This is a genomic window from Tenacibaculum haliotis, assembly GCF_025215075.1.
In the GTDB taxonomy this organism is placed as follows: Bacteria; Bacteroidota; Bacteroidia; order Flavobacteriales; family Flavobacteriaceae; genus Polaribacter; species Polaribacter haliotis_B.
In genome coordinates this window covers 104,899-130,234 of record NZ_JAOBTH010000027.1, presented here as the reverse complement: position 1 = coordinate 130,234, position 25,336 = coordinate 104,899, and the positions used below count along the sequence as shown (strand labels likewise).

At 30.3% G+C, this 25,336-nt stretch carries 24 protein-coding genes and 2 tRNA genes; 16 read left to right on the top strand and 10 right to left on the bottom strand.

Annotated features, from left to right (window positions below; translation table 11 throughout):
- Positions 1-9 precede the first annotated feature (9 nt).
- Positions 10-1,926, top strand: a complete 1,917-nt coding sequence (locus N2251_RS08210; RefSeq protein ID WP_260586266.1) for an ABC-F family ATP-binding cassette domain-containing protein — start codon at positions 10-12, stop codon at positions 1,924-1,926.
- Positions 1,927-1,987: 61 nt separating this feature from the next.
- Here the strand turns inward: N2251_RS08210 and N2251_RS08205 are convergent, their stop codons facing one another.
- Positions 1,988-2,908, bottom strand: a complete 921-nt coding sequence (locus tag N2251_RS08205; RefSeq protein ID WP_260586265.1) for a glutaminase — start codon at positions 2,906-2,908, stop codon at positions 1,988-1,990.
- A 120-nt stretch (positions 2,909-3,028) separates the two neighbouring features.
- Between N2251_RS08205 and N2251_RS08200 the strand changes: the two genes are divergently transcribed.
- Together N2251_RS08200 and N2251_RS08195 are read left to right on the top strand one after the other, a co-directional pair.
- Positions 3,029-3,985: a 1-aminocyclopropane-1-carboxylate deaminase/D-cysteine desulfhydrase gene (locus tag N2251_RS08200; RefSeq protein WP_260586264.1), complete on the top strand. Its 957-nt coding sequence runs from the start codon at positions 3,029-3,031 to the stop codon at positions 3,983-3,985.
- Positions 3,985-4,779, top strand: a complete 795-nt coding sequence (locus tag N2251_RS08195) for a glucosaminidase domain-containing protein (protein WP_260586263.1) — start codon at positions 3,985-3,987, stop codon at positions 4,777-4,779. The genes N2251_RS08200 and N2251_RS08195 overlap by 1 nt, the downstream gene beginning before the upstream one ends.
- Before the next feature lie 69 nt (positions 4,780-4,848).
- Here the strand turns inward: N2251_RS08195 and N2251_RS08190 are convergent, their stop codons facing one another.
- Entirely contained in the window at positions 4,849-5,973 is a 1,125-nt protein-coding gene (locus N2251_RS08190) for a vWA domain-containing protein (RefSeq protein WP_260586262.1), read from the bottom strand.
- Positions 5,974-6,016: 43 nt separating this feature from the next.
- Positions 6,017-6,715 (bottom strand): SIMPL domain-containing protein, encoded by a 699-nt coding sequence (locus N2251_RS08185; RefSeq protein WP_260586261.1) that lies wholly within the window; start codon positions 6,713-6,715, stop codon positions 6,017-6,019.
- A 201-nt stretch (positions 6,716-6,916) separates the two neighbouring features.
- On the opposite strand from N2251_RS08185, the gene N2251_RS08180 reads away from it, so the two are divergent.
- Genes N2251_RS08180 through N2251_RS08170 form a run of 3 tightly spaced genes read left to right on the top strand, consistent with a single transcriptional unit; the run spans position 6,917 to position 10,359 of the window.
- Positions 6,917-9,103, top strand: coding sequence for a tetratricopeptide repeat-containing sensor histidine kinase (locus N2251_RS08180; protein WP_260586260.1), 2,187 nt, complete (start codon positions 6,917-6,919; stop codon positions 9,101-9,103).
- A 2-nt stretch (positions 9,104-9,105) separates the two neighbouring features.
- On the top strand, positions 9,106-9,837 hold the full coding sequence (locus N2251_RS08175; protein WP_260586259.1) for a LytR/AlgR family response regulator transcription factor: 732 nt from the start codon (positions 9,106-9,108) through the stop codon (positions 9,835-9,837).
- A gap of 6 nt (positions 9,838-9,843) precedes the next feature.
- Complete coding sequence (locus N2251_RS08170) at positions 9,844-10,359, top strand: gamma carbonic anhydrase family protein (protein WP_260586258.1); 516 nt, start codon at positions 9,844-9,846, stop codon at positions 10,357-10,359.
- A gap of 161 nt (positions 10,360-10,520) precedes the next feature.
- On the opposite strand, the gene N2251_RS08165 is transcribed toward N2251_RS08170, so the two are convergent.
- Positions 10,521-10,997 (bottom strand): hypothetical protein, encoded by a 477-nt coding sequence (locus tag N2251_RS08165; RefSeq protein ID WP_260586257.1) that lies wholly within the window; start codon positions 10,995-10,997, stop codon positions 10,521-10,523.
- Between the two features lie 96 nt (positions 10,998-11,093).
- Here N2251_RS08165 and N2251_RS08160 point away from each other — a divergent pair, with 96 nt between their 5' ends.
- On the top strand, positions 11,094-12,071 hold the full coding sequence (locus N2251_RS08160; RefSeq protein ID WP_260586256.1) for an endonuclease/exonuclease/phosphatase family protein: 978 nt from the start codon (positions 11,094-11,096) through the stop codon (positions 12,069-12,071).
- A gap of 82 nt (positions 12,072-12,153) precedes the next feature.
- Here N2251_RS08160 and N2251_RS08155 read toward each other — a convergent pair.
- Both N2251_RS08155 and N2251_RS08150 read right to left on the bottom strand, forming a co-directional pair.
- A tRNA-Phe gene (locus N2251_RS08155) sits at positions 12,154-12,226 on the bottom strand.
- A 59-nt stretch (positions 12,227-12,285) separates the two neighbouring features.
- Positions 12,286-12,358 (bottom strand) — tRNA-Phe (locus tag N2251_RS08150).
- A gap of 110 nt (positions 12,359-12,468) precedes the next feature.
- On the opposite strand from N2251_RS08150, the gene N2251_RS08145 reads away from it, so the two are divergent.
- The 7 genes from N2251_RS08145 (at position 12,469) to N2251_RS08115 (ending at position 20,091) form a co-directional block, all read left to right on the top strand.
- Positions 12,469-13,200, top strand: coding sequence for a type III pantothenate kinase (locus N2251_RS08145; RefSeq protein ID WP_260586255.1), 732 nt, complete (start codon positions 12,469-12,471; stop codon positions 13,198-13,200).
- Positions 13,193-14,458, top strand: coding sequence for a BamG family beta-barrel-assembly machinery protein (gene bamG / locus N2251_RS08140; protein WP_260586254.1), 1,266 nt, complete (start codon positions 13,193-13,195; stop codon positions 14,456-14,458). Before N2251_RS08145 ends, bamG begins: the two co-directional genes overlap by 8 nt.
- 16 nt (positions 14,459-14,474) lie before the next feature.
- Entirely contained in the window at positions 14,475-15,785 is a 1,311-nt protein-coding gene (locus N2251_RS08135; RefSeq protein WP_260586253.1) for a tetratricopeptide repeat protein, read from the top strand.
- A gap of 8 nt (positions 15,786-15,793) precedes the next feature.
- Complete coding sequence (lptC, locus tag N2251_RS08130) at positions 15,794-16,360, top strand: LPS export ABC transporter periplasmic protein LptC (RefSeq protein WP_260586252.1); 567 nt, start codon at positions 15,794-15,796, stop codon at positions 16,358-16,360.
- A 6-nt stretch (positions 16,361-16,366) separates the two neighbouring features.
- Entirely contained in the window at positions 16,367-16,564 is a 198-nt protein-coding gene (locus N2251_RS08125) for a hypothetical protein (RefSeq protein ID WP_260586251.1), read from the top strand.
- Positions 16,564-17,859, top strand: a complete 1,296-nt coding sequence (locus tag N2251_RS08120; protein WP_260586250.1) for a hemolysin family protein — start codon at positions 16,564-16,566, stop codon at positions 17,857-17,859. The genes N2251_RS08125 and N2251_RS08120 overlap by 1 nt, the downstream gene beginning before the upstream one ends.
- A gap of 111 nt (positions 17,860-17,970) precedes the next feature.
- Entirely contained in the window at positions 17,971-20,091 is a 2,121-nt protein-coding gene (locus N2251_RS08115) for a peptidylprolyl isomerase (protein ID WP_260586249.1), read from the top strand.
- A 55-nt stretch (positions 20,092-20,146) separates the two neighbouring features.
- Here N2251_RS08115 and N2251_RS08110 read toward each other — a convergent pair whose 3' ends face one another.
- Positions 20,147-20,560, bottom strand: a complete 414-nt coding sequence (locus tag N2251_RS08110; RefSeq protein ID WP_260586248.1) for a hypothetical protein — start codon at positions 20,558-20,560, stop codon at positions 20,147-20,149.
- A gap of 126 nt (positions 20,561-20,686) precedes the next feature.
- A complete protein-coding gene (gene lpdA, locus N2251_RS08105; RefSeq protein ID WP_260586247.1) occupies positions 20,687-22,087 on the bottom strand; it encodes a dihydrolipoyl dehydrogenase in 1,401 nt (466 codons plus the stop codon).
- Between the two features lie 95 nt (positions 22,088-22,182).
- Between lpdA and N2251_RS08100 the strand changes: the two genes are divergently transcribed.
- Together N2251_RS08100 and N2251_RS08095 are read left to right on the top strand one after the other, a co-directional pair.
- On the top strand, positions 22,183-22,653 hold the full coding sequence (locus N2251_RS08100; RefSeq protein ID WP_260586246.1) for a heme-binding domain-containing protein: 471 nt from the start codon (positions 22,183-22,185) through the stop codon (positions 22,651-22,653).
- Positions 22,653-23,885: a glycosyltransferase family 4 protein gene (locus N2251_RS08095; protein ID WP_260586245.1), complete on the top strand. Its 1,233-nt coding sequence runs from the start codon at positions 22,653-22,655 to the stop codon at positions 23,883-23,885. Before N2251_RS08100 ends, N2251_RS08095 begins: the two co-directional genes overlap by 1 nt.
- Before the next feature lie 3 nt (positions 23,886-23,888).
- Here N2251_RS08095 and N2251_RS08090 read toward each other — a convergent pair whose 3' ends face one another.
- Together N2251_RS08090 and N2251_RS08085 are read right to left on the bottom strand one after the other, a co-directional pair.
- A complete protein-coding gene (locus N2251_RS08090) occupies positions 23,889-24,635 on the bottom strand; it encodes a hypothetical protein (protein WP_260586244.1) in 747 nt (248 codons plus the stop codon).
- A gap of 113 nt (positions 24,636-24,748) precedes the next feature.
- A complete protein-coding gene (locus tag N2251_RS08085; RefSeq protein WP_260586243.1) occupies positions 24,749-25,306 on the bottom strand; it encodes a hypothetical protein in 558 nt (185 codons plus the stop codon).
- Positions 25,307-25,336: the final 30 nt, after the last annotated feature.

Below are 25,336 nucleotides of genomic sequence, written 5' to 3'. Positions count from 1 at the left end.
CAAAATTTTATGTTAAACGTACACAATTTGTCAGTCTCTTTTATGGGGTCTGATTTGTTTTCAGGAATTACTTTTAAATTAAATAAAGGTGATAGAATCGGATTGATTGGTAAGAATGGAGCCGGGAAATCTACACTTTTAAAAGTGCTTTCTAAAGACATTGAAACCAGTGGTGGTACGATGGCTTTTGATAAAGATATTCGCATGGGATTCTTACGTCAGGATATCGATTTTGTAGAAGGAAGAACTATTTTAGAAGAAGCTTATCAAGCGTTTGAAGAAATAAAAGAAATTGAGTTGAAGTTAGATGATATTAACAATCAGCTAGCTACAAGAACCGATTATGAAAGTGAAGCATATAGTCAGTTGATTATTGATTTAACAGATTTAACTGAACGTTACGAGCTCTTAGGTGGATATAATTACCAAGGAGATACCGAGAAAATTTTACAAGGTTTAGGTTTTCAGCGTGAAGATTTTGATAAATTAACCAATACCTTTTCTGGTGGATGGAGAATGCGTATCGAATTGGCAAAACTATTATTACAAGACAATGATATCTTACTGTTAGATGAGCCAACAAACCACTTAGATATTGAGTCTATTATTTGGTTAGAAAATTTTTTAAAATCGTATTCTGGAGCCATTGTATTGGTTTCGCATGATAAAATGTTTTTAGACAATGTAACCAACCGTACGATTGAAATTTCTTTAGGTCAGATTTATGATTATAAAAAACCATATTCTGAATTTTTGGTTTTAAGAGCTGAAATCAAAGAAAAGCAATTACAGGCGCAGAAAAATCAAGAGAAAGAAATTAAGCAAAAGCAACACTTAATTAATAAGTTTAAGGCAAAAGCAAGTAAAGCTTCGATGGCGCAATCGTTAATGAAGCAATTAGATAAAGTAGAACTTATTGAGGTGGATGGGGATGATAATGCGGCAATGAATGTTCGTTTTAATATTTCTAAAGAGCCAGGTAAAATTATTGTTGAAGCTGATGGTTTAAGTAAAAGTTACGGAGATAAGCATGTTTTAGAAGATGTTGATTTAATGATTGAGCGCAACAGTAAAATTGCTTTTGTTGGTCAGAACGGTCAAGGGAAATCTACTTTAGCAAAAATGATGGTTGGTGAAATTCCGTTTACAGGAAACCTTAAACTAGGACATAATGTAGAAATAGGATATTTTGCACAAAACCAATCCGAAGAATTACCGCCAGAAAAAACAGTTTTAGAAATAATGGAAGATGCTGCTTCGGATACAAACCGAATGCGTGTTAGAGATATGTTAGGGTCTTTTTTATTCGGTGGAGACGCTGTAGATAAAAAAGCCAAAGTATTGTCGGGTGGAGAACGTAACCGTTTAGCTTTATGTAAATTATTGTTATCGCCATTTAACGTGTTAATAATGGATGAGCCAACAAATCACTTAGATATTGCTTCTAAAACAGTATTAAAAACAGCTTTAAAAAACTTTGACGGAACTTTAATCGTGGTTTCTCACGATAGAGATTTCTTACAAGGATTAACATCAACTGTTTACGGATTTAAAGACAGGGTTATAAAAGAGTATTTAGGAGATATTGATTATTTCTTAGATCAGCATAAGATGGAAAACCTTAGAGAAGCTGAAAAAAGAACGGTTGTTAAAGTTGATAAACCAGTAGCTAAAAAAGAGGCACATCAATTATCTAGAGAGCAAGAAAAAGAGTTGAAAAAACTTAAAAATAAACTGAATAAAATTGAAACTCAAATTGCTGATTTAGAAAAAGAAATTGAAAAGATAGATTTAGAATTAGCAAATAATTATGACGAAGTTTCATCTCGTCCTAATTTCTTTGAAAAATATAAAGCTAAAAAGGCAAGCTTAGAAAATTTAATGCACGACTGGGAAAAAGTAGAAGAACAGGTTACAGGTTTTTAGAGTGTAATAGTGTGTTAGCTCATTTAAATCAGCAATCATAAATACGATGATTGCTGATTTTTTAAAATATAGAAAGCTCAGTTCTTGAGGTAAACTCCTCTAAAAACTTCATTCCTTTATAAGAGTTTCCTTTTTTATTAAGTTTCGGACTCCAAACAGCAATAGCATATTGATCTGGATGTATTGCTATAATACCACCACCAACACCACTTTTTCCTGGAAGTCCAACTTTAAAAGCAAACTCACCAGATTCATCATAAAATCCACAAGTTTGCATCAAAGCATTTATTCTTTTAGATTCACTTTCACTTATAATGTTTTGATTAGAAGGTGCTCCAATACCATTGTTAGCTAAAAATAAAAACATTTCAGATAATTCTTTGCAACTCATTTCTAATGAACAAAGGTTAAAGTAAAAGTCAAGAACATCTGAGGGGTTATTATCAATACATCCGAAGGATTTAATAAAATTACACAAGGCTATATTTCGATAGCCAACCGCTTTTTCTGACTCTGCAATTTTACTAGAATAATCAATTGTAGTATTGTTAGAAATTTGACGAACAAAATTTAAAAAATCTTCTTTAGGATTTTTTAAATGACTTAATAAAATATCAGAAATAACAAGCGCACCGCCGTTTAAAAAAGGATTTCTTGGTATACCATTATCAGCCTCAAGCTGCACTAAAGAATTAAATGCGGTACCCGATGGTTCAACCCCAACCCGATTCCATATTTTATTCCCTAAAAGTTTATAGGCTAAACTAAGTGCTAACACTTTAGCTATACTTTGTATCGAAAATTTTTTATAACAATCACCTATACCAAAGTTATCTTGATTGATAGTAGTTATATGAACCCCAAAATTTTCGGAATCTATAAGTGCTAATTCAGGAATATAAGAAGCAGTTTTTCCACTGTCATCCATATTTTTAACTTTAAAAAAAGTTTCTTTAATTATTTCTTCAAAATTTAAATCCATTGTTTTTATATAATGACGTAAGTTTAATAAGCTAAAATCGTTTTTTTATTATAAAATCAAGTGAAAAATAGCTATAAATTAATTGAGATTTCTATTATTTTTACATAAATATTTTTTGCATTGAACAGTATATATAACTCTTTTTTTAATCAGGTTTTTACGAGTGAAAACCAACAAATTTTTCTTCCTGTCTTGGAAGAGAAAAAAGTAGAACTTTTTATAAAAAGAGAAGATAAAATACATCCATTTGTTTCAGGAAATAAGTTTCGTAAATTGAAATATAATATTGAAGCTGCAAAAAATCAACAAAAAAAAGTGTTATTAACTTTTGGAGGGGCGTTTTCTAATCATATTGTAGCGACAGCAGTTGCGGGAAATTTATCTGATTTTAAGACTATCGGAATTATTCGTGGTGATGAGTTGGGCGAGAATCTCGAAAAAACGTTGGCAGGAAATTCAACTTTGCGAGAAGCACATAAAAACGGAATGCAGTTTAAGTTTGTTTCAAGAGAAGTGTATCGAAATAAAACATCCGAAGAATTTATAAGTAAGTTAAAAAACGAGTTTGGTGATTTTTATTTAATCCCTGAAGGAGGAACGAATGAATTGGCGATTAAAGGATGCGAAGAGATCTTAACAGAAGAAGATAAGAATTTCGATTATATTTGTGCTGCAATAGGAACTGGAGGAACAATTTCGGGATTGATAAATGCAGCAAAAAAGCATCAAAAAGTAATTGGTTTTCCTGCCTTAAAAGGTGATTTCTTACAGAGAGAAATAGAGCAGTTAGTAAGAGTATATGATAATTGGAGTTTACAAACCGAATATCATTTTGGAGGTTACGGAAAATATAATACAGATTTAATTCGTTTTATAAACGAGTTTAAGGAACACACAAAAATTCCGTTAGACCCTATTTACACAGCTAAAATGTTATTTGGAATTATAGAAATGATTAAGAACAATGAATTTCCCGAAAACAGTAAAATTGTTGCAATTCATACAGGTGGCTTACAGGGAATTACAGGAGTTAATCAAAAGTTGAAAAATAAAAATCAAGTGTTAATAAAAGTTTAATGAAAATAAAATCAGTTTTTTATATAGTAATAAGCGCCACTTTTTTAGTGAGTTGTGGATCGAATAAAAATATAGTTACTAAAAGCCGTAAAAAAATCGTTGTTTTAGAGCAAAAAGAAGTTTACCCAGAGCTTCCACAGTTAGAGCAAATACCAAAACCGATAAAAACAAACGGAAATCATACACTTACATATATTTATAAGTTTGCACCAATTGCGGTAAGAAAAATGCATGAGCATAAAATTCCTGCAAGTATTACTCTAGCTCAAGGAGTATTGGAATCGGGAAGTGGAAGAAGTGCCTTGGCGGTTCGTTCGAACAATCATTTTGGAATAAAATGCCATAAAGGTTGGCAAGGAAAAAGTGTAACTCATGATGATGATGAAAAGGGAGAATGTTTTAGGAAATATAAATATCCAGAAACTTCATACGAAGATCATTCGCAATTCCTACTCACAAGAAGTCGTTATACGAGTTTGTTTAAATTAGGACATACCAATTACAAGGGTTGGGCTTATGGATTAAGAAAAGCAGGGTACGCGACGGATAAAAAATATCCGCAAAAATTAATATCGATTATAAAAAAATACGGTTTAACAAAATACGACAGAATAAAGGCTAAGCATACAAAAGGGGTTAAAACTGTTGCAACAAATGAATATCATAAAGTGCAAAAAGGAGATACTTTATATTCTATAGCAAGAAAATATCAATTATCTGTTAGTAAATTAAAACAGGTAAACGGATTAAGCACTAATGAAATTAGTATCGGACAAGATTTACAGGTAAAGTAAAAAGACATTAGGTAAAAAACGTCATTCTAGCATTTTGCAAAGAATGACGTTTTTTTTGTTATTTATATTTTACCAAGAATATTTTTTCTTTTTTGCTTGTTTTTTTATCGCTTTAATCATTACGTTTTCTAACTCATTTTTAGAGTTTTTTTCATGTTGTTTTTTAGCAACATATTGTTTTCTTTTTTTATTTAAATGTTGAATTTTTTCTTGAATTTTAGCTCTTTCTTTTCGTTTAGTAACAACATATTTTTTTATTTCTTCGGATGACTTTCCTTGTAGTTTTTTAGGAAGTTGAGATTTTTTTAGTTTTTTATAATCTATTTCTTTTTCTTTAGAAGCATCAACCAAATCCCATTCAGCATTGTTATATAATTTAGAACTTTTACTAATAGCACGTTTTACAACAACAACTTCATCTAAAACTTCAGCATTGGCATCTTGTTTTGCTTGATTAGTGTATTTTGAATGTCCAACACTTCCATAATGAATATAGGTTTTATTTAGTTGTTTATTTAAAATAATAATGTCATTATCATACGGTGTTACAATATGTACAATGTTTTTGTTGTGGTTAATTGTCATATAATCTCCGCCACCATAAGTAGCTCCGTCTTGCCACATTCCAGAAACACCTTGATCGTAATTACCACAAAAAATAGTGTTAACTGTAATGTCATTTTTTTTAGCGTTGGTAATAGCATCTTTATAATTTAATTTTCCTTGTGTAAAAGGTTCGTTTCCTGCAATAAAAATCATCTTTAAATCACGTTTATTATCTCCCCATTCTAGCTCATTTAAAGAGGTTTGAATTACCTCTCCGCAAAACTCACTACCGCCGTTGGTAGTTAAAGAAAATAACTGTTCAGAAATAGCATCTAAGTCACTTGTAAATTGTAAAACTTGACGGATGTAACCTTCTTTAGAAGAAAGACGACTATTACCATATTCGTATAAAGCAATTTCTAGCGTTGGAGTTTTTCCATCACATTTGGCGTGTGATAATTCGTTAATAATTTCCCATAATTGTGCTTTTGCTTGATTTATTAGCCCGTCCATACTACTACTCGTATCTAATAATAGCGCAACTTTGGTTGTTTGTTTTTTGATGTCTTTTTTAGGGTTGGTAGCATAGCCCGCTATTGATATTAAAAAAGTAAAAATGAAGATTGTTTTTAGGATGTAATTTTTCATGATTTTATGTTTTAAATTGTTAATAGAATTTTGATTATGTTGTTTATTTAATTTCAAAAACAACATATATAGAAGAGGTTAGTTTTATGTTTTCAAATTGAACAATATCTTTTCTGTAATTTTTCGTTTTAGAAATACTACTATATTCAGAAGTAATATTTAAATGATTTAACTGTGCGAAATTTTGCAATTGATGTGCTGTTTCATTTACTTTTAAAGGCTTTCCTGTAGATGAGTTTATTGCATTTAATAAATAATTAGCTTTTTCTTTCGCGGCTTTTATTGCAGCAATTCTATTTTCTCTTTTGTAAAATGTTAATTTTGAATGTGTCGCTTTGGTAATTTTTGTGTCTGTGATTTTAAGTTTCTTGAAAACTTCAAATACCTTTTTTAATTTATCCGGACTGGTAACTTTTAATGAATATTTACCAATAGATAAGACTTCTTCACTAAACCAACCCGTTTTTGAAATAACCGAATTAATATCAGAAATGAATAAATCAGTTTTAGGAATATCAATAGCTTCTAGTGCTGTTTTTAGAGTGTTTTCTAAAGTTGTAAGTGTTATTTTTTTTCCATTTTTCATCTTTTCTTTTAAACGAAGATCTAGGTAAATTTCATCAGGACTAATTTCTAGTTCAGCGCTTCCAGTAACTTCAATAAAAGGTTTGCTGTCTTTTAATGTTTGACCAAAAAATGTTGCTGATAAAAAAAGGAAAATAATAATATGGAATGCTTTCATAGTTTGTTGTTTTATACTGTCAAATCTACAAGCAACTTTCTTTTTATAAAACAGCGAATGAGTATGTGTGTAAAATGAATGAGTAAAGTGGTTTGTAAAATGAGTGAAAGCAACTTTTTAGTATTTTGAAGTGTCGTTTTTTAGGAAGTCTCATTTTTTGAACTCAGTTTTTGTGTGTATGTTTACAGTAATAAATAAAATATGAATAGATTTTTTAAAATAGTATTTACATTATTATTGTTGAATTTTTCTTTTAGTTATTCTCAAGTTTTTGAAGAGAAAGGGAAAGGGTTTTCGGTAAAAGTTAAGGTTGTTGATGAGGCTACAAATCAATCTATTAAAGATGCGGTTGTAGAAGTAAATGGTAATGTATTTAATTTTTCACACATAAAAGGACAATATATTGTAACCGCTAAAACAGGTAATCAATTAGTTGTTTCCCATTCGGGATTTGAAACTATTTATTATACGATTAAAGATAATGAAGATATTAAGGTAGTGGTTGAAGATTTTAATCAGAAGAGGAAATCAAAACTAAGTTCTTATGGTCGAAAAAAAGTAGATTTATATCCGAAGTATTTAGATTCTGTAAATTTTTACAAGAAAAAAGATATTGATAAAAGTTTAGCCGTTATTGAGAAAATGCTTTTAAATTCATCTTCTAAAAGTCGAAAAGCAATTACATATAAAGAGTTAGGTGATGTTTATTTTTATTGGAAACAGTATGATTTAGCAGTAGAAAACTATAGCGTGTCTTTAAGAGAAGATAACAAAGCAAGTGTTCGTTTGTTATTGGCTAAAACACAGTTTTTGGTAAATAAATATGATGATAGTGAAAAGAATTATCAGGAAAGCCTGGAGGGTAAACTAACCAATTACGAAAAGTTAAAGAGCTATGAAGGTTTGGGAGATGTGTTTATGGCAAAGAAGAATTATGCTAAAGCTACTACTAATTATACCAAAGCTTTAAAAATTGCAAAAAACGATTATATAACACCTAAAATAACCGATTTAAATTCAAAATTGGCAGAAGTTTTTGCCGCTCAGGGAAAAACAAAGAAAGCAGATGGGTATTTTCAAAACTCCTTAAAATTAGCATCCAAAGAAAATAAAAAAAGAGCTTTAAAAGAACAGCAAAAAGTAGCTGATTTTTATAATTTGTCTCGTAGATATGATGATGAAATTCAATTGCGAAAACAAAGTTTGGTAGCAACAGATGATATTGTTATTGAAACGGAAGAAAAAGAATCGTTGGTAGATTCTATTACCTCTCAAAAAATAAATTACAAGATAGGAAACGCCTATATTCAAAAAGAATCTTATAACGAAGCTATTCCTTTTTTAAAGAAAAGTATAAAAGACGCGAATAGTAAAGAAGATTTAATAATAGAAAAAGATGCAACGCGTAAACTATCAGAAGTATATGCAACTGTAGGAGATTATACAAAAGCGTTAGAAAGTTATCAGGATTATGTGAAGTTGGTGGATACATTGTATTCAAAAAAAGAACAAGAAATTCAACAAGTTAAAAGGTTTGGAAAAAAAATAGCAAACAACCAAAACCGAATCCGAAGTCTAGAAAAAGATAAGCAATTAAGCGATAGTAAAATAAGCTTGGCATATAAAGATCAACAATTAATACAGGAAAGTAATAAACAGCAAAAACTGATTATTTATTCATTAATCGGAGGTTTCTTTTTAATGAGTTTGTTGGCATATTTTATGTTTCGAACCAATAAACAACAAAAACTAGCAAACAATTTATTGGCATTAAAATCAATGCGATCGCAAATGAATCCGCATTTTATATTTAATGCTTTAAACTCGGTAAATAATTTTATAGCAGTAAATGACGAACGAAGTGCGAATCGTTATTTATCGGAATTTTCAGTATTAATGCGGTCAGTTTTAGAAAATTCTGATGAAGATTTTATTCCGTTAGCAAAAGAAATAGAGCTGTTAGAATTGTATGTGAAGTTAGAGCATAATCGATTTAAAGACAAGTTTGAGTATGTAATGTTTGTTGATGAAAAAATCAAAAAAGAAAACTTTTCTATTCCGCCAATGTTATTACAGCCTTATATCGAAAATGCTATTTGGCACGGACTCCGTTATAAAAAAGAAAAAGGGAATTTAGAGATTTCTATGCGTCAGCAAACAGTAAATACAATTTTAATAACTGTTCAAGATGATGGAGTAGGACGTAAAAAGTCGATGGAAATGAAAACAAAACATCAGCTAAAGCAAAAATCGAAAGGAATAAGTACTATCGAAAATCGAATTGCTATTTTAAATAGTATGTACAAAGATAAAATTGATGTTACAGTTTCGGATGTTTTTGAAGATGGAAGCGGAACAAAAGTCGAACTGATTTTAAAGAAAAATTAAAGATGAAGTTAAAAGCAATCATTATTGAAGATGAAGCTATTGGTAGAGATATTTTGCGAAATTATATAACAAAATATTGCCCAAATGTTCAATTGTTAGGAGAAGCGGATAATATAAAAGACGGACAAACATTAATTGAAGAACACGAATTAGATTTGGTTTTTTTAGATGTAGAAATGCCTTACGGAAACGGATTTGATTTGTTAGAAAAGATAGAAAATCAAACCTTCGAAACCATTTTTGTAACCGCTTACGATCATTATGCAATAGAAGCCTTAAACAATCAAGCAACGTATTATTTATTAAAACCTATTTCAATAGATGAATTGATTAAAGCGGTAAACTTAGTTGAAGAAATTAAAACAAAAGAACAAACGTTAGAAAACACTGTTTTAACAACCAAAAGCATTGCTAATTTAAATAAAATAACGATTCCGCAACAAGACGGATTTGAAGTTGTTTCGGTTAGTGATATTTTGTTTTGCAAGGCAGACGATAATTACACCGAAATCTATTTCGAAAACACGAAGAAAGTAGTTAGTAAAACCTTAAAACACTTTGATGATCTTTTAAAAGAAAGCGGTTTTGCACGCGTGCACAAATCATATTTGGTAAACGTAAATGAAATTGTAAAATATAAAAAAGGTAAAGGCGGAAGCGTACTTTTATCTAACGGAAAAGAAGTAATGGTATCCGCATCAAAAAAAGCAAATTTATTATCATATTTTAAATAAAAACGAATGAAAATTATAAAAGCAGTAAACGGTAAATCTCCTCAAATACCAGCAGATTGTTACATCGCAGAAAACGCCACAATTGTAGGCGATGTGCAAATGGGAAAAGAGTGTAGCGTTTGGTTTAATGCCGTAATAAGAGGCGATGTACACTATATAAAAATGGGTGATAAAGTAAATATTCAAGATGGCGCAATAATCCATGCAACCTATCAAAAATCACCTACAACAATTGGTAATAACGTTTCTGTTGGGCACAATGCAATCGTGCACGGTTGTACCATTCACGACAATGTTTTAATAGGTATGGGAAGTATAATTATGGATGATTGTATTGTGGAATCGAACTCGATAATAGCAGCCGGAGCAGTGGTTTCTAAGAATACGATTGTAAAAAGCGGAAGCGTTTATGCCGGTGTACCAGCCAAAAAAATTAAAGACGTTTCTAAAGAATTAATTTCAGGAGAAATTGACCGAATTGCTAATAATTACGTAAAATATTCAAGTTGGTTTAAGGAGTAATATTTGGGCGTTACCTAAAGGTCGGGCTTTACGTTGTATCTTTTTTTCGTACCTCAAAAAAGGATGCCACTTCAATCCCTAACGCAAAACCAGAATCACGTAAAAAGCCCAATTTTGTTTCCAAAATCGGGCTTTCAATCAAAAAACTAATCTACTATTATTTACTTTTTTTCGTGTTCTTTATGTTTCTTTTTAGAAGCTTTTCTACGTTTTTTATTTTTCATTTTCTTTTTAGCTTTGTGAGCTTTTTTCTTGTTTATTTTCTCAAACCTTTCAAATTGTTGTTTGTCTAAGATGCGTTTCATTTCGGCTTTAAAAGCAATTTTATTATCTAAAGCTTTATTTTTCTTTTCAAAACGTTCATCAGCAGATAATTTTACTCTTTTTTCGCCACTCTCTTTCATCGCTTTCTTTTGCTCATGCATTTCTTTACGTTTTGCAATTTTTTCAGCCAATAAAGGTTTTATTTGGTTTTGTTGAGACGTTGTTAAATCTAAATTTAAGGTCATTTTTTTAACAGCTAACTCTGTTTGTTGTGCTACAGTTAATCGTTCTAATTTATTTTTCTTTCCTTTTTGAGCCTGAGTCGTAAAACTAAAACTAAGGGCTACAACTAATATTGCTATTATTTTTTTCATGTTTGTAAAATTTTAAGGGTTTATTTATATATCTATGACTATGCTTCTTTAAAAAAGTTTAAATTTGAAAGTAATTTTAACATTTCTTTAAATTTTATGAAAAATATAATAAAACCTATATTAAGGCTACTTGTTTTGGTAATCATTGCATTTATAACCTTTTTTTTCTGGGCATCATCACCAACAATAGATGAAAAAGAATATGCCGAGTTGTTAGAGAATGAAAACCCAGTAGCTGTAATAAATGATTCAATATACAGTATTGTAACTTATAATGTGGGTTATTTAAGTGGAATGACAAATAATTTACCGATAGCAAAACCAAGGAAACTTTTTGAAGATAATCAGCAAAAGGTAGAAGCGGAACTTAAGAAAGTAAATCCAGATATTGTTGCTTTTCAAGAAATTGATTACAAAGCATCGAGATCTTATGAGGTAGATCAAGAAAAAGCTTTTATGAACTTAGGATATAATTATGCGGCAAGAGGTGTAAATTGGGATGAACGATATGTTCCTTTTCCGTATTGGCCACCAAGCATGCATTTCGGAAAAGTAATTTCAGGGCAATCAATCATCAGTAAATATAAATTAAAAGAGTACGAGCGCATTGTTTTAGAGCGTGTACCAGATAATCCTTTTTATAGAGATGCATTGTATTTAGAAAGATTGGCGCAAGTTGTAAAAGTTGTTTTAGAAGGCAAAGAAGTGGTGTTAATAAATATTCATTTAGAAGCTTTTGATAAGTCAACACGAGTGCGTCAGTTCGAATATGTTTTAGAGTTGTTTAATCAGTATAAGGATAAGTATCCAACAATATTATTGGGTGATTTTAATTCAAGAGCAAGAGATGAAAGTGCGGCAGTTCAAAAAATATTTAAAATGAAGGGAATAGGAAACGCTGCTTTTAACGCTGTAAACCTTTCAAATACATTTAATAGTAAAAATCCTTTCGAACGAATAGATTATATTTTTTATACCGAAAACTCTATTGAATATGTAAGCGGAAAAGTTTTAAATGAGTTTGGTGAGGCTTCCGATCATTTACCCGTAGAGATGCAATTCAGATTAAAATAAAACTTAAAAACTCATTGCTAAAACAATGAGTTTTTTATGTTGTAAAAACAAAAAACCCGAACAAAAGTTCGGGTTTTTTCGGTGGTGCCTCCAGGAATCGAACCAGGGACACAAGGATTTTCAGTCCTTTGCTCTACCAACTGAGCTAAGGCACCGTTGATTGCTTTATTAAAGTAACAAAATAAAATTCGCAATTGCATTGAGAAAATTATAGTGGTGCCTCCAGGAATCGAACCAGGGACACAAGGATTTTCAGTCCTTTGCTCTACCAACTGAGCTAAGGCACCAGTTTGCTACTTTCGTTAAGCGGATGCAAATATACAACCGTTTTTTAATTATACAAAGTATTTGTTTTAAAAAAAATGTATTGTAAATTTGAATTCTAAGAAATGTAAAGATGAATTTAATTATTGATGTTGGTAATACAAGAGTTAAAGCAGCTGTTTTTGAATTGAATACAATTAAAGAGATCTTTGTTTTTAATAAGGAAGAAATTGTGTTTGAAATAGAAAAAATTATTAAAATTTTTTCTATTTCAGCAACTATTATGTCCTCAGTTTCCAATATTTCAGAAAAAGTAGTACAAGAAATTAGTGATTTATTAAATCCGATACACTTAAATTCGAAAACTAAAGTTCCGTTTAAAAATAAATATAAAACTCCCGAAACATTAGGTGTTGATAGAATAGCGTTGGCCGCAGCCGCTACAAAAAAATATCCAGATAAAAATGTGTTAATTATTGATGCAGGTACTTGTATTACTTTCGACTTTATCAATAATAAAAAAGAGTATTTAGGCGGTGCAATATCATTAGGTTTAAAAATGAGGTATCAAGCGTTACATAAATTCACTTCTAAATTACCATTATTAGAATTAAAAGAAGTTGCTGAATTTATAGGAAGGGATACAAATACGTCAATACATTCGGGAATTGTAAATGGTGTTTGCAATGAAATTGAGGGTGTTATTAATCAATATAGAAGTGAGTATGGAGATTTAACAGTTGTTTTAACAGGAGGAGACACATATTTCTTGGCTAAACAATTAAAAAGTGGCATATTTGCCCATCCAAATTTTGTTTTGGAAGGATTACATACTGTTTTGACATATAATTTAACAAATGATTAAGAGATATATATTAGGATTGTTAGTGCTTAGCACAGTAACAATATCAGCCCAAAGAAATAGTGCATCACCATATTCTTATTTTGGAATCGGAGAAAATTTTGAAGCAGTAACGGTAGAGCAAGCATCTATGGGAGGTATTGGTGTTGCTTTAAAAGATAAGTTTCATTTAAACTTTACCAATCCAGCCGCAAATGCTGACTTGACTGTTGCTACTTACGGTATAGGTGGTAGTGTAAGTTTTTTAACACTTAAGGAAGAAAATTCATCACAATCAGGTAATTCAACAAATTTAAGATACATTTCATTAGGGTTTCCTATTGGTAAAAAAGCTGGTTTCTCGGTAGGTTTACAGCCGTTTTCATCTGTAGGATATTCATTATTAGATAATAAAGATGAAACAGATGTTTCTTTGTTCAGCGGAGAAGGTGGTACAAATAAAATATATGCCAGTTTTGGTATGTATGTTTATGAAGGGCTGTCTTTAGGTATAGAGGCTGGTTATGTTTTTGGGAATTTAGAAAATAATATTATTAATCAAAGGCTAAATAATTTGCGTCCAACAAAGCATGAAGAATCTGTTAATATTAGAGGGGGGCAATTTAAATTAGGAGCGCAGTATAAACGAGAATTGAAAAATAAAATGGACCTATTTTTAGGTGCGTCAGTTACTGTAGATAGCGATTTGTCTGCAAGCGGAAATGAGAAAATGTTTACGTTTTCTGCAACTAATGGAGAACTTGATGTAAAACAAACGTTATTTAATAGAGAAGTAACAGGAGATGTAAATATGCCTATGAAAACAGTCTTTGGAGTTGGTTTAGGGAAAGAGAATAAATGGTATGTAGGAGTAAATCAACAGATGCAAAGTGCATTGAAAACTAATAGTTCTTTGATATCTAATGGAGCAGGGTATAAGTACGACGATTCAAGTAAGTTTTCAATTGGAGGATACTATATTCCTAAAGTAAATTCAATTTCAAGTTACTGGGACAGAGTTACCTATAGAGCAGGTTTGCGTTTCGAAGATACTGGATTATTAGTGAAAACAACTAATGATTTTACAGCAATTAAAGACTTTGGCATAAATGTTGGTTTAGGGTTACCATTGCCAAGACAATTATCAAATGTAAACATTGGATTTGAATATGGGCAAAAAGGAACAACCGATAATAACTTAGCAAAAGAAAACTATTTTAATATTAGATTAAGTTTATCTTTAAATAGTCTTAAGTGGTTTAATAGAAGAAAAATTGATTAATAAAAACTAATTCAGGATGAAAAAAATTACGTATTTACTAACAGGTTTATTTTTGTTTGTAGCCGTAAATGGTGTTAATGCACAAACGGGGCAAGATTGTAATGTAAAGTATAATCTTTTTAAAGGAGATGCAAATACAAAGAAATATGACGCAGCTAAAATAAATTTAGAGCATTTATTAACTAATTGCCCAAAATTATCAGTCAATATATATGTATTAGGAGCTAAAGTTGCTAAGAACACTAAAGATTATCCGTTAGCAAAAAGAATTTATAACGCTAGATTGTTAAATTTTCCAGGAAAAAGACCTGCGAAAGTGCATAGTGATTACGCTAAGCTTTTGATAAAAAATAAATTAGCTACTGATGCAGAAGTTTTTGAAATTTTAAAGAAGGCATACGATATTTCTCCTACAGACATGAGTGTAAAAAATATTTTTAGATATTTTAAAGCTATTGCAGAAGAGAATAAAGATACAGATCCTCAAAAAGTATTTGATACTTATGATGATGTAATGGAATCTGTAGAAGTAAAATTAGAAGATTACAATAAGAGAATAGCGAAGTTACAAGAAAAAGATTCTTTAGGAACTATTGACGCTAGAGAGGGAAGAAACTTAAAAGCATTCACTATTAATTCAGGTGCTTTAGGTCAAGTAGAAGGTGGTTTAGACGCTATGATTTCTAAAATTGCAACATGCGAACGATTAATACCTATTTATACTAGGGATTTTGAAGGAAAGAAAACTGATGGTGTTTGGTTAAAAAGAGCTGTAAATAGAATGCACAATAAAGGTTGTCAAACAGATCCTTTATACGAGAAATTGGCAAAAGCATATGCAGATGTAACTCAATCTTCGGATGCTTTTAATTTCGTAGCTGGAGTTTTAGCTAAGAACGGAGATAGAAGTGGTGCTGCTAAAATGAGAAAAAAAGCATTCGATTTAGAAACAGATCCTTTTGTAAAGGCGAAGTATAAATTAAGAGAAGCGCAAGGTGCAAGTGGTGCAAGAGCAAGAGCTTTAGCTTACCAAGCATTAAAGTATAATCCTAATATGGGGAAAGCTTATTTGTTTATTGCTAGTTTATACCAAAAGAGTGCAAATTCTTGTGGTAGTGATGAATTTGAAAAAAGAATGGTATATGTAGCTGCTTTAAATAAAGCATTAAAAGCTAAAAAAGTAGATCCAGGTTGTGGGGCTAACAGATACATTTCTAGTTATAGAAAGAACATGCCATCTAAGAAATTAGTATTTCAAAAAGGTGTAGCATCTGGAGGAACTCATAGGATTGGATGTTGGATAGGAGAAACAGTGCGTATTCCTTAATAAACGAAATGAAATCATATTCAATACATATATGTAAAAGCATTGCTACCATTTTTATGGTAGCAATGCTTTTTTCTTGTATCAACTCTAAAAAAGAAGTACGCGATTTTTTGGCAGATAAAAACATGCCTATTGGGATGGCTAAAAATATTTATCACATAAAAAAAGATTCAGGTAAAATAACATCAAAAACAAATGCAGCTGTTTTTTATGATTTTTCTAACCGTAAGGAGCATCCTTATAACGAGTTTCCTAAAGGAATAAAAATTGTTTCGATTGATAAAGGAGGAAAGGATTCTACAACTATTACAGGTAATTATGCAATAGCGTATAATAAAACAAGTGTTTCTGAAATTAAAGGAAATGTGGTAATTTTAAATCACAGGGAACATACAAAATTAGAAACCAACCAATTATTTTGGGATCAAAAAGAACATTATTTTTTTACCGAAGATGGTTTTAGATTAACTACATTAAGAGATACTATAAATGGATTTGGTTTTGAGTCTAGAGAAGATTTAACCAAATGGATTGCTAAAGATATTACTGGAGACTTTCAGACGGATCAAAAATAAAATAATATGAATACACTTTGGAAATATTTACAATACGGATACCTTGTACTTGGAGTAATCTTTTTTATTGAAGGAATCTTAAAATGGAGTTCAGATAAACAAGAAGCGCTTATTATGTTTGGCTTTGGTATATTTATTACCTTAATTTTCTTTTTTAAACGCCACTTTAGAAGAAAAGTAGCAAAGAGAAATCAACAACAATAATGGAATTCCAAATCATTATAATCTTTGCTTCTATATTGTTTTCAGCCTTTTTTTCAGGAATGGAAATAGCTTTTGTTTCTGCCAATAAATTACATATTGAGTTAGAAAAAAAAAGAGCTGGTTTTTTACCTAAAATTTTAGCAATACTTACCGAGAAATCATCAAAATTTATTACCACTATGTTAGTGGGTAATAATGTTGCGTTAGTAATTTACAGTTACTTTATGGGACAATTGTTAATGAATTGGTTTCAAACACTGTTGCCAACAAACATTACATTTATAAATTATTTATTAGATGATTTAAATCTGTTAACACAAACAGTAGTCTCTACAGTACTTATATTAGTAACCGCTGAATTTTTACCTAAAACAATTTTCAGAATTTATGCAAACGAAACACTTAAGGTTTTTGTAGTTCCAGCATATGTATTCTACTTACTGTTTTACGGAATAACTTGGGTTATCACAAAAATTTCTGACTTCTGCTTATTTGTTTTTTTTAAAATTAGAGAAGATGAAGCTAAAACAGAATTTAGCAAAGAAGAATTAGGACATTATATCTCAGAACAATTGGATGGAGGTAGAGACGATGAAGGTGTGGTTGATTCTGAAATTCAAATTTTTCAAAACGCATTAGAATTTCATAAGGTAAAAGCACGAGAAATTATGGTGCCGCGAACCGAAATTATGGCAATTGATATACATCAATCAGTAGATGCACTTAAAAACATATTTATAACAACTGGTTTGTCTAAAATTTTGGTTTACAAAAATTCTTTAGATGATATTTTAGGATACGTAAATGCTTTTGAGTTGTTTAAGAAACCTAGCTCTATTAAATCAATATTATTACCTGTAGAGTTTGTGCCAGAATCAATGATTATCAATGATGTTTTAAACAGTTTAATGAAAAAAAGAAAGAGTATTGCTGTTGTTGTTGATGAATATGGAGGTACATCAGGAATCATCACTGTTGAAGACGTTGTAGAGGAGTTGTTTGGTGAAATTGAAGATGAACATGATAGTCAAGAATTATTAGAGGAGAAAATAAATGATAAAGAATTTAATTTTTCGGCACGTTTAGAAGTCGATTATTTAAATGAAGAATACGATTTAAATATTCCTAAGGAAGAAGCCTACGAAACTTTAGGTGGATTTATTATCGATCATACAGAAACGATTCCCGAACAAGATGAGATTTTGGAAATCGATAAATTTTACATTAAAATATTAAAAGTTAGTGCTACTAAAATCGATGCACTTTACTTAAAAAAGGTCGATAAAGAAGAGTAATCGTAACTTATTCCAAGCAAAGTAGAACTCTATTGAAAACAGCTTAAAAAAAGATTGCATTGTTTACTATGAAATTGTATTTTCGCTCACTGTAAATAAAATAAATAACGTATGGCAATTTTATCGAAGATTAGAGAACGTTCAATGTTCTTAATTCTTGTAATTGGTTTAGCACTTTTCGCTTTTGTATTAGACCCTTCTACAATATCAGATTTTTTTAATGCAAGTAAAGTAAATGAAATTGGTGAAGTAAATGGAGAAACAATCTCGCGCCAAGAATTTGCGGAAGCTTTAGATGCTTATAAAGCACAAACTGGTAATAGTATTTCTGAAATGCAAGCTGCAAAAGCAGTTTGGGGAAATTTAATCAGACAAAAAATATACAAAACTCAGTTAGAAGAAGCAGGAATTACTGTTGGAGATGCTGATATTATGAATAAATTGTATGAAACAGAGTTTATCTTAAATGATCCAAGGTTTCAAACATCAAATATTCTTGATAAAAATAAATTCAAAGAATTTTTAGCAACAATTAAAGAAGAAAACGGTGCTGATTGGAAAAATTGGCAAAACTACATGTTTTCATTAAAAAACAATCTTGAAAAAACAGCATACGATAATCTTGTTGCAGCTGGTTTAGGAGCTTCTTTAAAAGAAGGTGAAGCACAATACTTAACAGAAAACACAAAGGTTTCAGGTAAATACGTATATGTTCCTTATACAACAATTGCTGATAGTTTAGTTACTTTAAAAAAGAGCGATGTTAAGACTTATATAAATAAACACGAGCAAAACTTTCAAGTAGATGCTTCTAGAGATATTAACTTTGTAAAGTTTGATATTAAACCAACTTCTGATGATGAAGTAGCTATTAAGGCAGAAGTTGCTAAGCTAATTGAAGATTCAGTTACGAGCGCTAATATTTCAGTTAAAGGATTAAAAAATACAACTAATTATACTGAGTTTTTATCAGAAAATGATTCAGACATTACGTTAGATAACAATTACAAGTTTAAAGTACAGGTACCACAGGTAATTGCAGAAGAAATTTTTAATGGAAAAGAAGGTGATGTTTTTGGACCATATAAAGACGCAAACCACTTTAAGTTATCTAAAATAACGACAGTTGTTCAGTTACCAGACTCTGCGCAAGCAAGTCACATTTTAATTCCTTTTGTAGGGTTGTCAAATGCAGATGCTACTGTATCTCAAACAGAAGAAGAAGCAAAAAGTACAGCAGATAGTTTGTTAGTTGTATTAAAAGGAAACAAATCTAAATTTGGCGAATTTGTAAAAGAATTTTCTTCGGATAAAGGTTCGGTTGAAAAAGAAGGATTTTACGATTGGTTTGGTTACAACAGAATGGTACCAGCTTTTAGAGATTTTGTTTTTGAAGGTAAAAAAGGAGACATGGGAGTTGTTAAATCTCAATTCGGATTCCATATAATTAAAATTGATGATCAAAAGAACTTTCAATCAGTTGTAAAATTAGCAACATTTGGTCGTAAGATAGAAGCTTCTGAAGAAACAGAAAATACTGTTTTTCAAAATGCAGAAACTTTTGCTTTAGAATTAGCAAACGGTAAAAACTTTGATGAAGTTGTAAAAGAGAAAAATTTAACAGCTTTGCCAGCAGTAGGTTTAAAATCTTTAGATGAAGTTGTACCAGGTATTGGTAAAGAAAGAGAAATAATCACTTGGTCTTTTGATTCAGAAGTAAACACAGGATTATCTAAACGTTTTGATGTTGAAGGTGGTTATGTAGTAGCTATTTTAACTGCTAAAACGGAAAAAGGTTTAATGCCAGTTGAAAAAGCAATCGCAATCGTTCGTCCTATTTTAACAAAAGAAAGAAAAGCCAAATTAATTGAAGCTAAAATTAGCGGAGCTACTTTAGCAGAAATGGCAAAATCAGTAACTGTAACAGTTAAAAATGCTACGGATGTAAACTTACAATCACCAACAATTTCTGGTGTAGGATTTGAACCAAAAGTAGTAGGAGCTATGTTAAACGCAAAAGAAAACACCGTTGTTAAAAATGTAATAGGAGATAAAGGTTTATTTGCTTTTGAAGTTACTTCTAAAACATTACCAACAGCTTTACCAAACTACGATTCTTACAGAAAACGTTTAGTAAACGAAAGAAAAAACAAATCTTTTCAAATGTATGAAGCAATTAAAAAAGCTTCTAATATTGAAGATAACATGAGTTCTTTTTACGGGATTCAATAAGCTAAAAAAGTTAAAATATAAAAAATCCGAACTCAATGAGTTCGGATTTTTTTATTTAATGATTTGTTTTTTGAAATATTAATATATATAATTCTTTTAAAGCAAGTAATATTCCGATTATAAATCCAATTCTTGCAAACCATTTAGTCTTTGGAAATTCTTTGAGTGTTTTTTCAGATAAATCAACGTCAATTTTAGTTTTTTTTAATTCTAAATTCTCCTTTAATGATTTCCATTTTTTATATTGAATCCAACCACCTTTTTCTATTACTTCCACTCCTAAAGGGGTTAGCGTTATATAGTTAGTGTCAAAAGGTAAACGAATTAATTTAAGCTCATCTTTTAAATAAATCAAAGGATCCATCTTATTTATATATTCATTAGGATTATCTGTTTGATTAACAGAGTAAAAATATTGATCTGTATTTGATATTTCTAATAATAGTTTATCTATAATTTCATCTTCCATCTAAACTTAACTTTTCGAATAATAACTACAAGATACTTAAAAGTTTAATTATGATATTAAACTAGTAACAAAAAAAAGCAATCCCAAACGAGATTGCTTTTTTAAAATATATTTTAAAGCTTTGTATTAAGCATTTAAAGGTTTTCCGTCCCAAGCAGCTTTTGCAGCTTCTTTAACAGCCTCTGAGTATGTTGGATGTCCATGGCATATTCTTGCTAAATCTTCAGCAGAAGCTCTAAATTCCATTGCTACGGCAGCTTCCATAATTAAATCGGCAACACGTGCACCAACCATATGAACTCCTAATACTTCATCCGTATTTTTATCAGCTAATACTTTTACAAATCCGTCAGTATCTCCACTAGCTCTAGATCTTCCTAAAGCACGCATAGAAAATTTACCAGCTTTATAAGCAACACCAGCATCTTTTAATTCTTGTTCTGTTTTACCAACAGCAGCAACTTCTGGCCATGTATACACAATACCAGGAATTAAATTATAATCGATATGAGGTTTTTGTCCTGCTAAAAATTCAGCAACAACAACACCTTCTTCTTCAGCTTTATGAGCTAACATTGCTCCACGAACAACATCACCAATAGCAAAAATGTTAGAAACACTAGTTTGTAAATGATCGTTTACGTCAACCATTCCTTTATCAGTAAGCTTAACGCCTGCTTTTTCTAAACCTAAACCTTTTGTAAAAGCTTTACGACCAACAGCAACTAAACAATAGTCTCCGTTAAAAGTAACTTCTTCACCTTTTTTATTGGTTGCTTTTACAATAACTTCATCTCCGTTTCTTTCTACCGAAGTAACACCGTGACTTGTGTTAAACTTCATACCTTGTTTCTTTAAAACTTTTTGAAGTTCTTTAGAAATATCAGCATCCATGGTAGGAGTGATTTTTGGAGCATATTCAATTACAGTTACATCAGCACCTAAACGCTTGTAAACAGAACCTAACTCTAAACCGATTACTCCACCACCAATTACTAATAAGTGTTTTGGTACTTCTTTAAGTTTTAAAGCTTCGGTTGATGTTATAACGCGTTCTTTATCTAAAGAAATAAACGGTAATGTAGATGGTTTAGAACCTGTTGCTATAATAATGTTTGTCCCTTCAATTACTTCTGATGTCCCATCGTTTTTAGTAACTTTTACGTGTGTTGCATCTTCAAAAGAACCTAAACCTTCATGAACAGTAATATCATTCTTGTCCATTAAATATTTAATTCCTCCTGTTGTAGTTTCTACAACTTTAGCTTTGCGGTCTACCATTTTTCCAAAATCGAAAGAAGGCTTTTCAACCGAAATTCCATGTTCTTCAAAATGATGCACAGCATCGTAATAATGATGAGAAGAATCTAATAAAGCTTTAGAAGGAATACATCCTACATTTAAACAGGTACCACCTAAAGTTGAATATTTTTCGATAATTGCTACTTTAGATCCTAATTGAGCGGCTCTAATTGCAGCAATATATCCACCTGGACCAGAACCAATAACGATTAAATCGTATTTCATGAGTTGTGTTTTTTTTTCATAAATAATGATTACAAAAATACAATTATTTGTCGATAAATTAAGTTTTCATATCTTTAAAAACTCAAATGAAATTTATGAAAATTCTAAAGAAAATAATAGCACTAATAATTGTGGTATTAGTGGTGATGCAATTTTTTCAACCTAAAAAAAATAATGGAGAGTTAAGTACTGTTCAACCTTTTGTATCGGAAACGAATCCGCCTAAAAATTTGCATAAAATTTTAAAATCGGCATGTTTTGATTGTCATAGTAACGCAACTAACTATCCATGGTATAGTAACATTACTCCTGTTAATTTTTGGATGGCAGATCATGTTAAAGAAGGGAAAGATGAATTAAATTTTTCTGAATGGAAAAGTTACTCTTTAAAACGAAAAGAGCATAAAATGGAAGAAATTTGGGAAGAGGTTGCACAACTAAAAATGCCGATTGATTCGTATACTTGGACACATTTTGATGCCAAATTAACAGAAATAGAAATTAAAGAAGTGGTTGACTGGGCAAAAAATGCGCAATCAGTATATAAAAAGCAATTAATGAATTAATGAGGCAATTATTAATTATTGGCTATGTTTGGGTAGAACCCAATTCTTCTGCCGCAGGAAGTAGAATGTTGCAATTAATTGAATTATTTTTAAAGAATAACTACAAAATAACATTTGCATCGCCTGCACAAAAGGGCGAAAAAGCAATTAATTTATCTGAAATTGGAGTAAAAGAGGTTAATATTGAATTAAATTCTACTTCTTTTGATGATTTTATTGTTGATGTGAATCCGGATATTGTGTTGTTCGATCGTTTTATGATGGAGGAACAATTCGGTTGGCGTGTGGCAGAAAATTGTCCAGACGCTATAAGGATTCTTGATACTGAAGATTTACATTTTTTGCGTAAAACCCGTCATCAACAATTAAAAAAAGGGAAAACATTTTCTTCCGATGCTTTGTTGCAATCTGATGATGCAAAACGAGAAATAGCAGCAATATTACGATGTGATTTGAGTTTAATTATTTCTTCTTATGAAGTAAAATTATTGAAAGAGGTTTTTAAAATTGATGAAAATTTACTCTTTCATCTTCCTTTTTTATTAGAAAAAATTGAAGAAAAGGTTATTGAAAAATGGAAACCTTTTAAAGATCGAGAGCATTTTGTGTTTATTGGTAACTTTTTCCATGCACCAAATGTTGATGCAGTTTTACAGTTAAAATTGATATGGAACTCTATTCGAAAAAAACTACCAAAAACAGAAATACATATTTACGGGGCGTATGCAACGCAACAAATAAATCAGTTGCATAATAAAAAAGAAGGGTTCATCGTAAAAGGTTTTGCTGATGATGCAATGGAAGTTGTACGAAATGCAAAAGTAGTTTTGGCACCGATACGTTTTGGCGCAGGAATTAAAGGGAAACTTACTGAAGCAATGTTATGTGGAACACCGTCTGTAACAACGTTAATCGGAGCAGAAGGAATGCATGATGGTTTTGAATGGAATGGCTTTATAGCGGATGATTTTGAGGTTTTTTCAAACAAAGCAATAGAGTTATTTGCTGATGAAAAATTGTGGAAAAAACATCAATTAAACGGAATAGAAATTATCAATGCTATTTATGATAAAGAAAAAATTGAGAAGCCTTTTGTTGAGCGCATAAAAAAAATCCAAGAAAATATAATTGAACACCGTCAAAATAATTTTCTTGGAAGTTTATTACAACATCAAACCTTACAGGCTACAAAATACATGAGCAAGTGGATTGAAGCTAAAAATAAAATTTAGTTTTTATTTCGAGTAATATACGTATTCATCTGTATAATCATAAAAATCTAACATTTTTAAATCACTTAAATAATTTATTATTATAGCACTTGTATTTATTGTAATAGAACTTGGTGCACTACTGAAATAAGGATAAAGATTCGTGTCGGCAGGAGTTGTTGAAATATGTTTTAGAGTCAATTGACCATCTTTTCCACCGTGAGATCGAATAATTTTATATTGAATAGTAAATTCAATATTATTATACTCTTCTGTAGAAGTAATTGATAAATCTTTATTTATTTTAAGTTTTTTTCTTTCGGTTCTATCATGATTAGTGTGACCATAATGATTTTGATTATAAGAGTTAAAATTCCATTCTCCTAAAAATACTCTTACTCCTTCGCTTAATTGAATTAAATATTCATTTTCAACAGAATTATAAGAATTGTTGTCATTTTCTCTCCAACTACTTAAGAAATTATCATCTGTATATATATCAATAAAATAAAGATGATTATACTTTATATTTTCTGAAAGTGTAAATTTCCCTTCGGAATTAAATTTTCCAGAATAAACTTTATTCGTTTCATGTAAATAATCCTCTTTATTAGCATATACATCGACATTTAAATCAGTAAAATTATATTTATCTTGTACACTTTCTGGTATTTTTTGTATTTTAAAAGATAATTGACCTTCTTTAGGAAGGTTGTCATTTGAACATTGGTAAAGAAAAAAGGTAATTAATAAAAGCAATATTTTTTTCATTGTTATATTTTTATGGGTGCAAATATATATATATATATATATCATCAATTTTGAGAAGATGACTTCATATATTTTTTATAACACTTTGTTTTACAGGTTTAAGAGAGTTGAAGTTATTTTTTAGGTAGTTGATAATCTAAAGGTAGCATGTTAGCAAAAGCTTCAAAACCCCAATAACCTTCATTAATAATAGCGTTAGGATTTACCAAAACACCAGATTTATCAATTTCAGCTTTTCCTTCTAATAAAACAATGTTTGAAGTTTGTACACCAGAAGCCTTTTTACGTTTACCAAACATTCCTTTTAAGTAGTTTTCTTCTTCAGGTTCTTTGGTATAAATAACCATTAAATAATCTTTAAAATTTAAAAATGCTTTATGCTTGTTAAAAGAAATCATTCCATTATAAGGCACGTTTCTTTTGTATAAATAATCTCTATATTTTGGAAGTCTTGCTTTTTTTATAATTATTAAAGCGCTATCTAAAGGCGTTTTTGGTTCTGCTATGTTATCCGAAAAGTTAATTTTACTTCCATGTAATTTAATGAGTTGATGCGCCATTTTTATTTCATTATCTGCAGGTCTATCCGGATTTAAAACTCTTTTAAACTGATTAACAACAAAGCCGTCTTCTTTTATCTGTTTATCAATTAGGCTTCTTAAAAAATGCATTTGAGAACCATTAAAAGCTTCCAAACGATT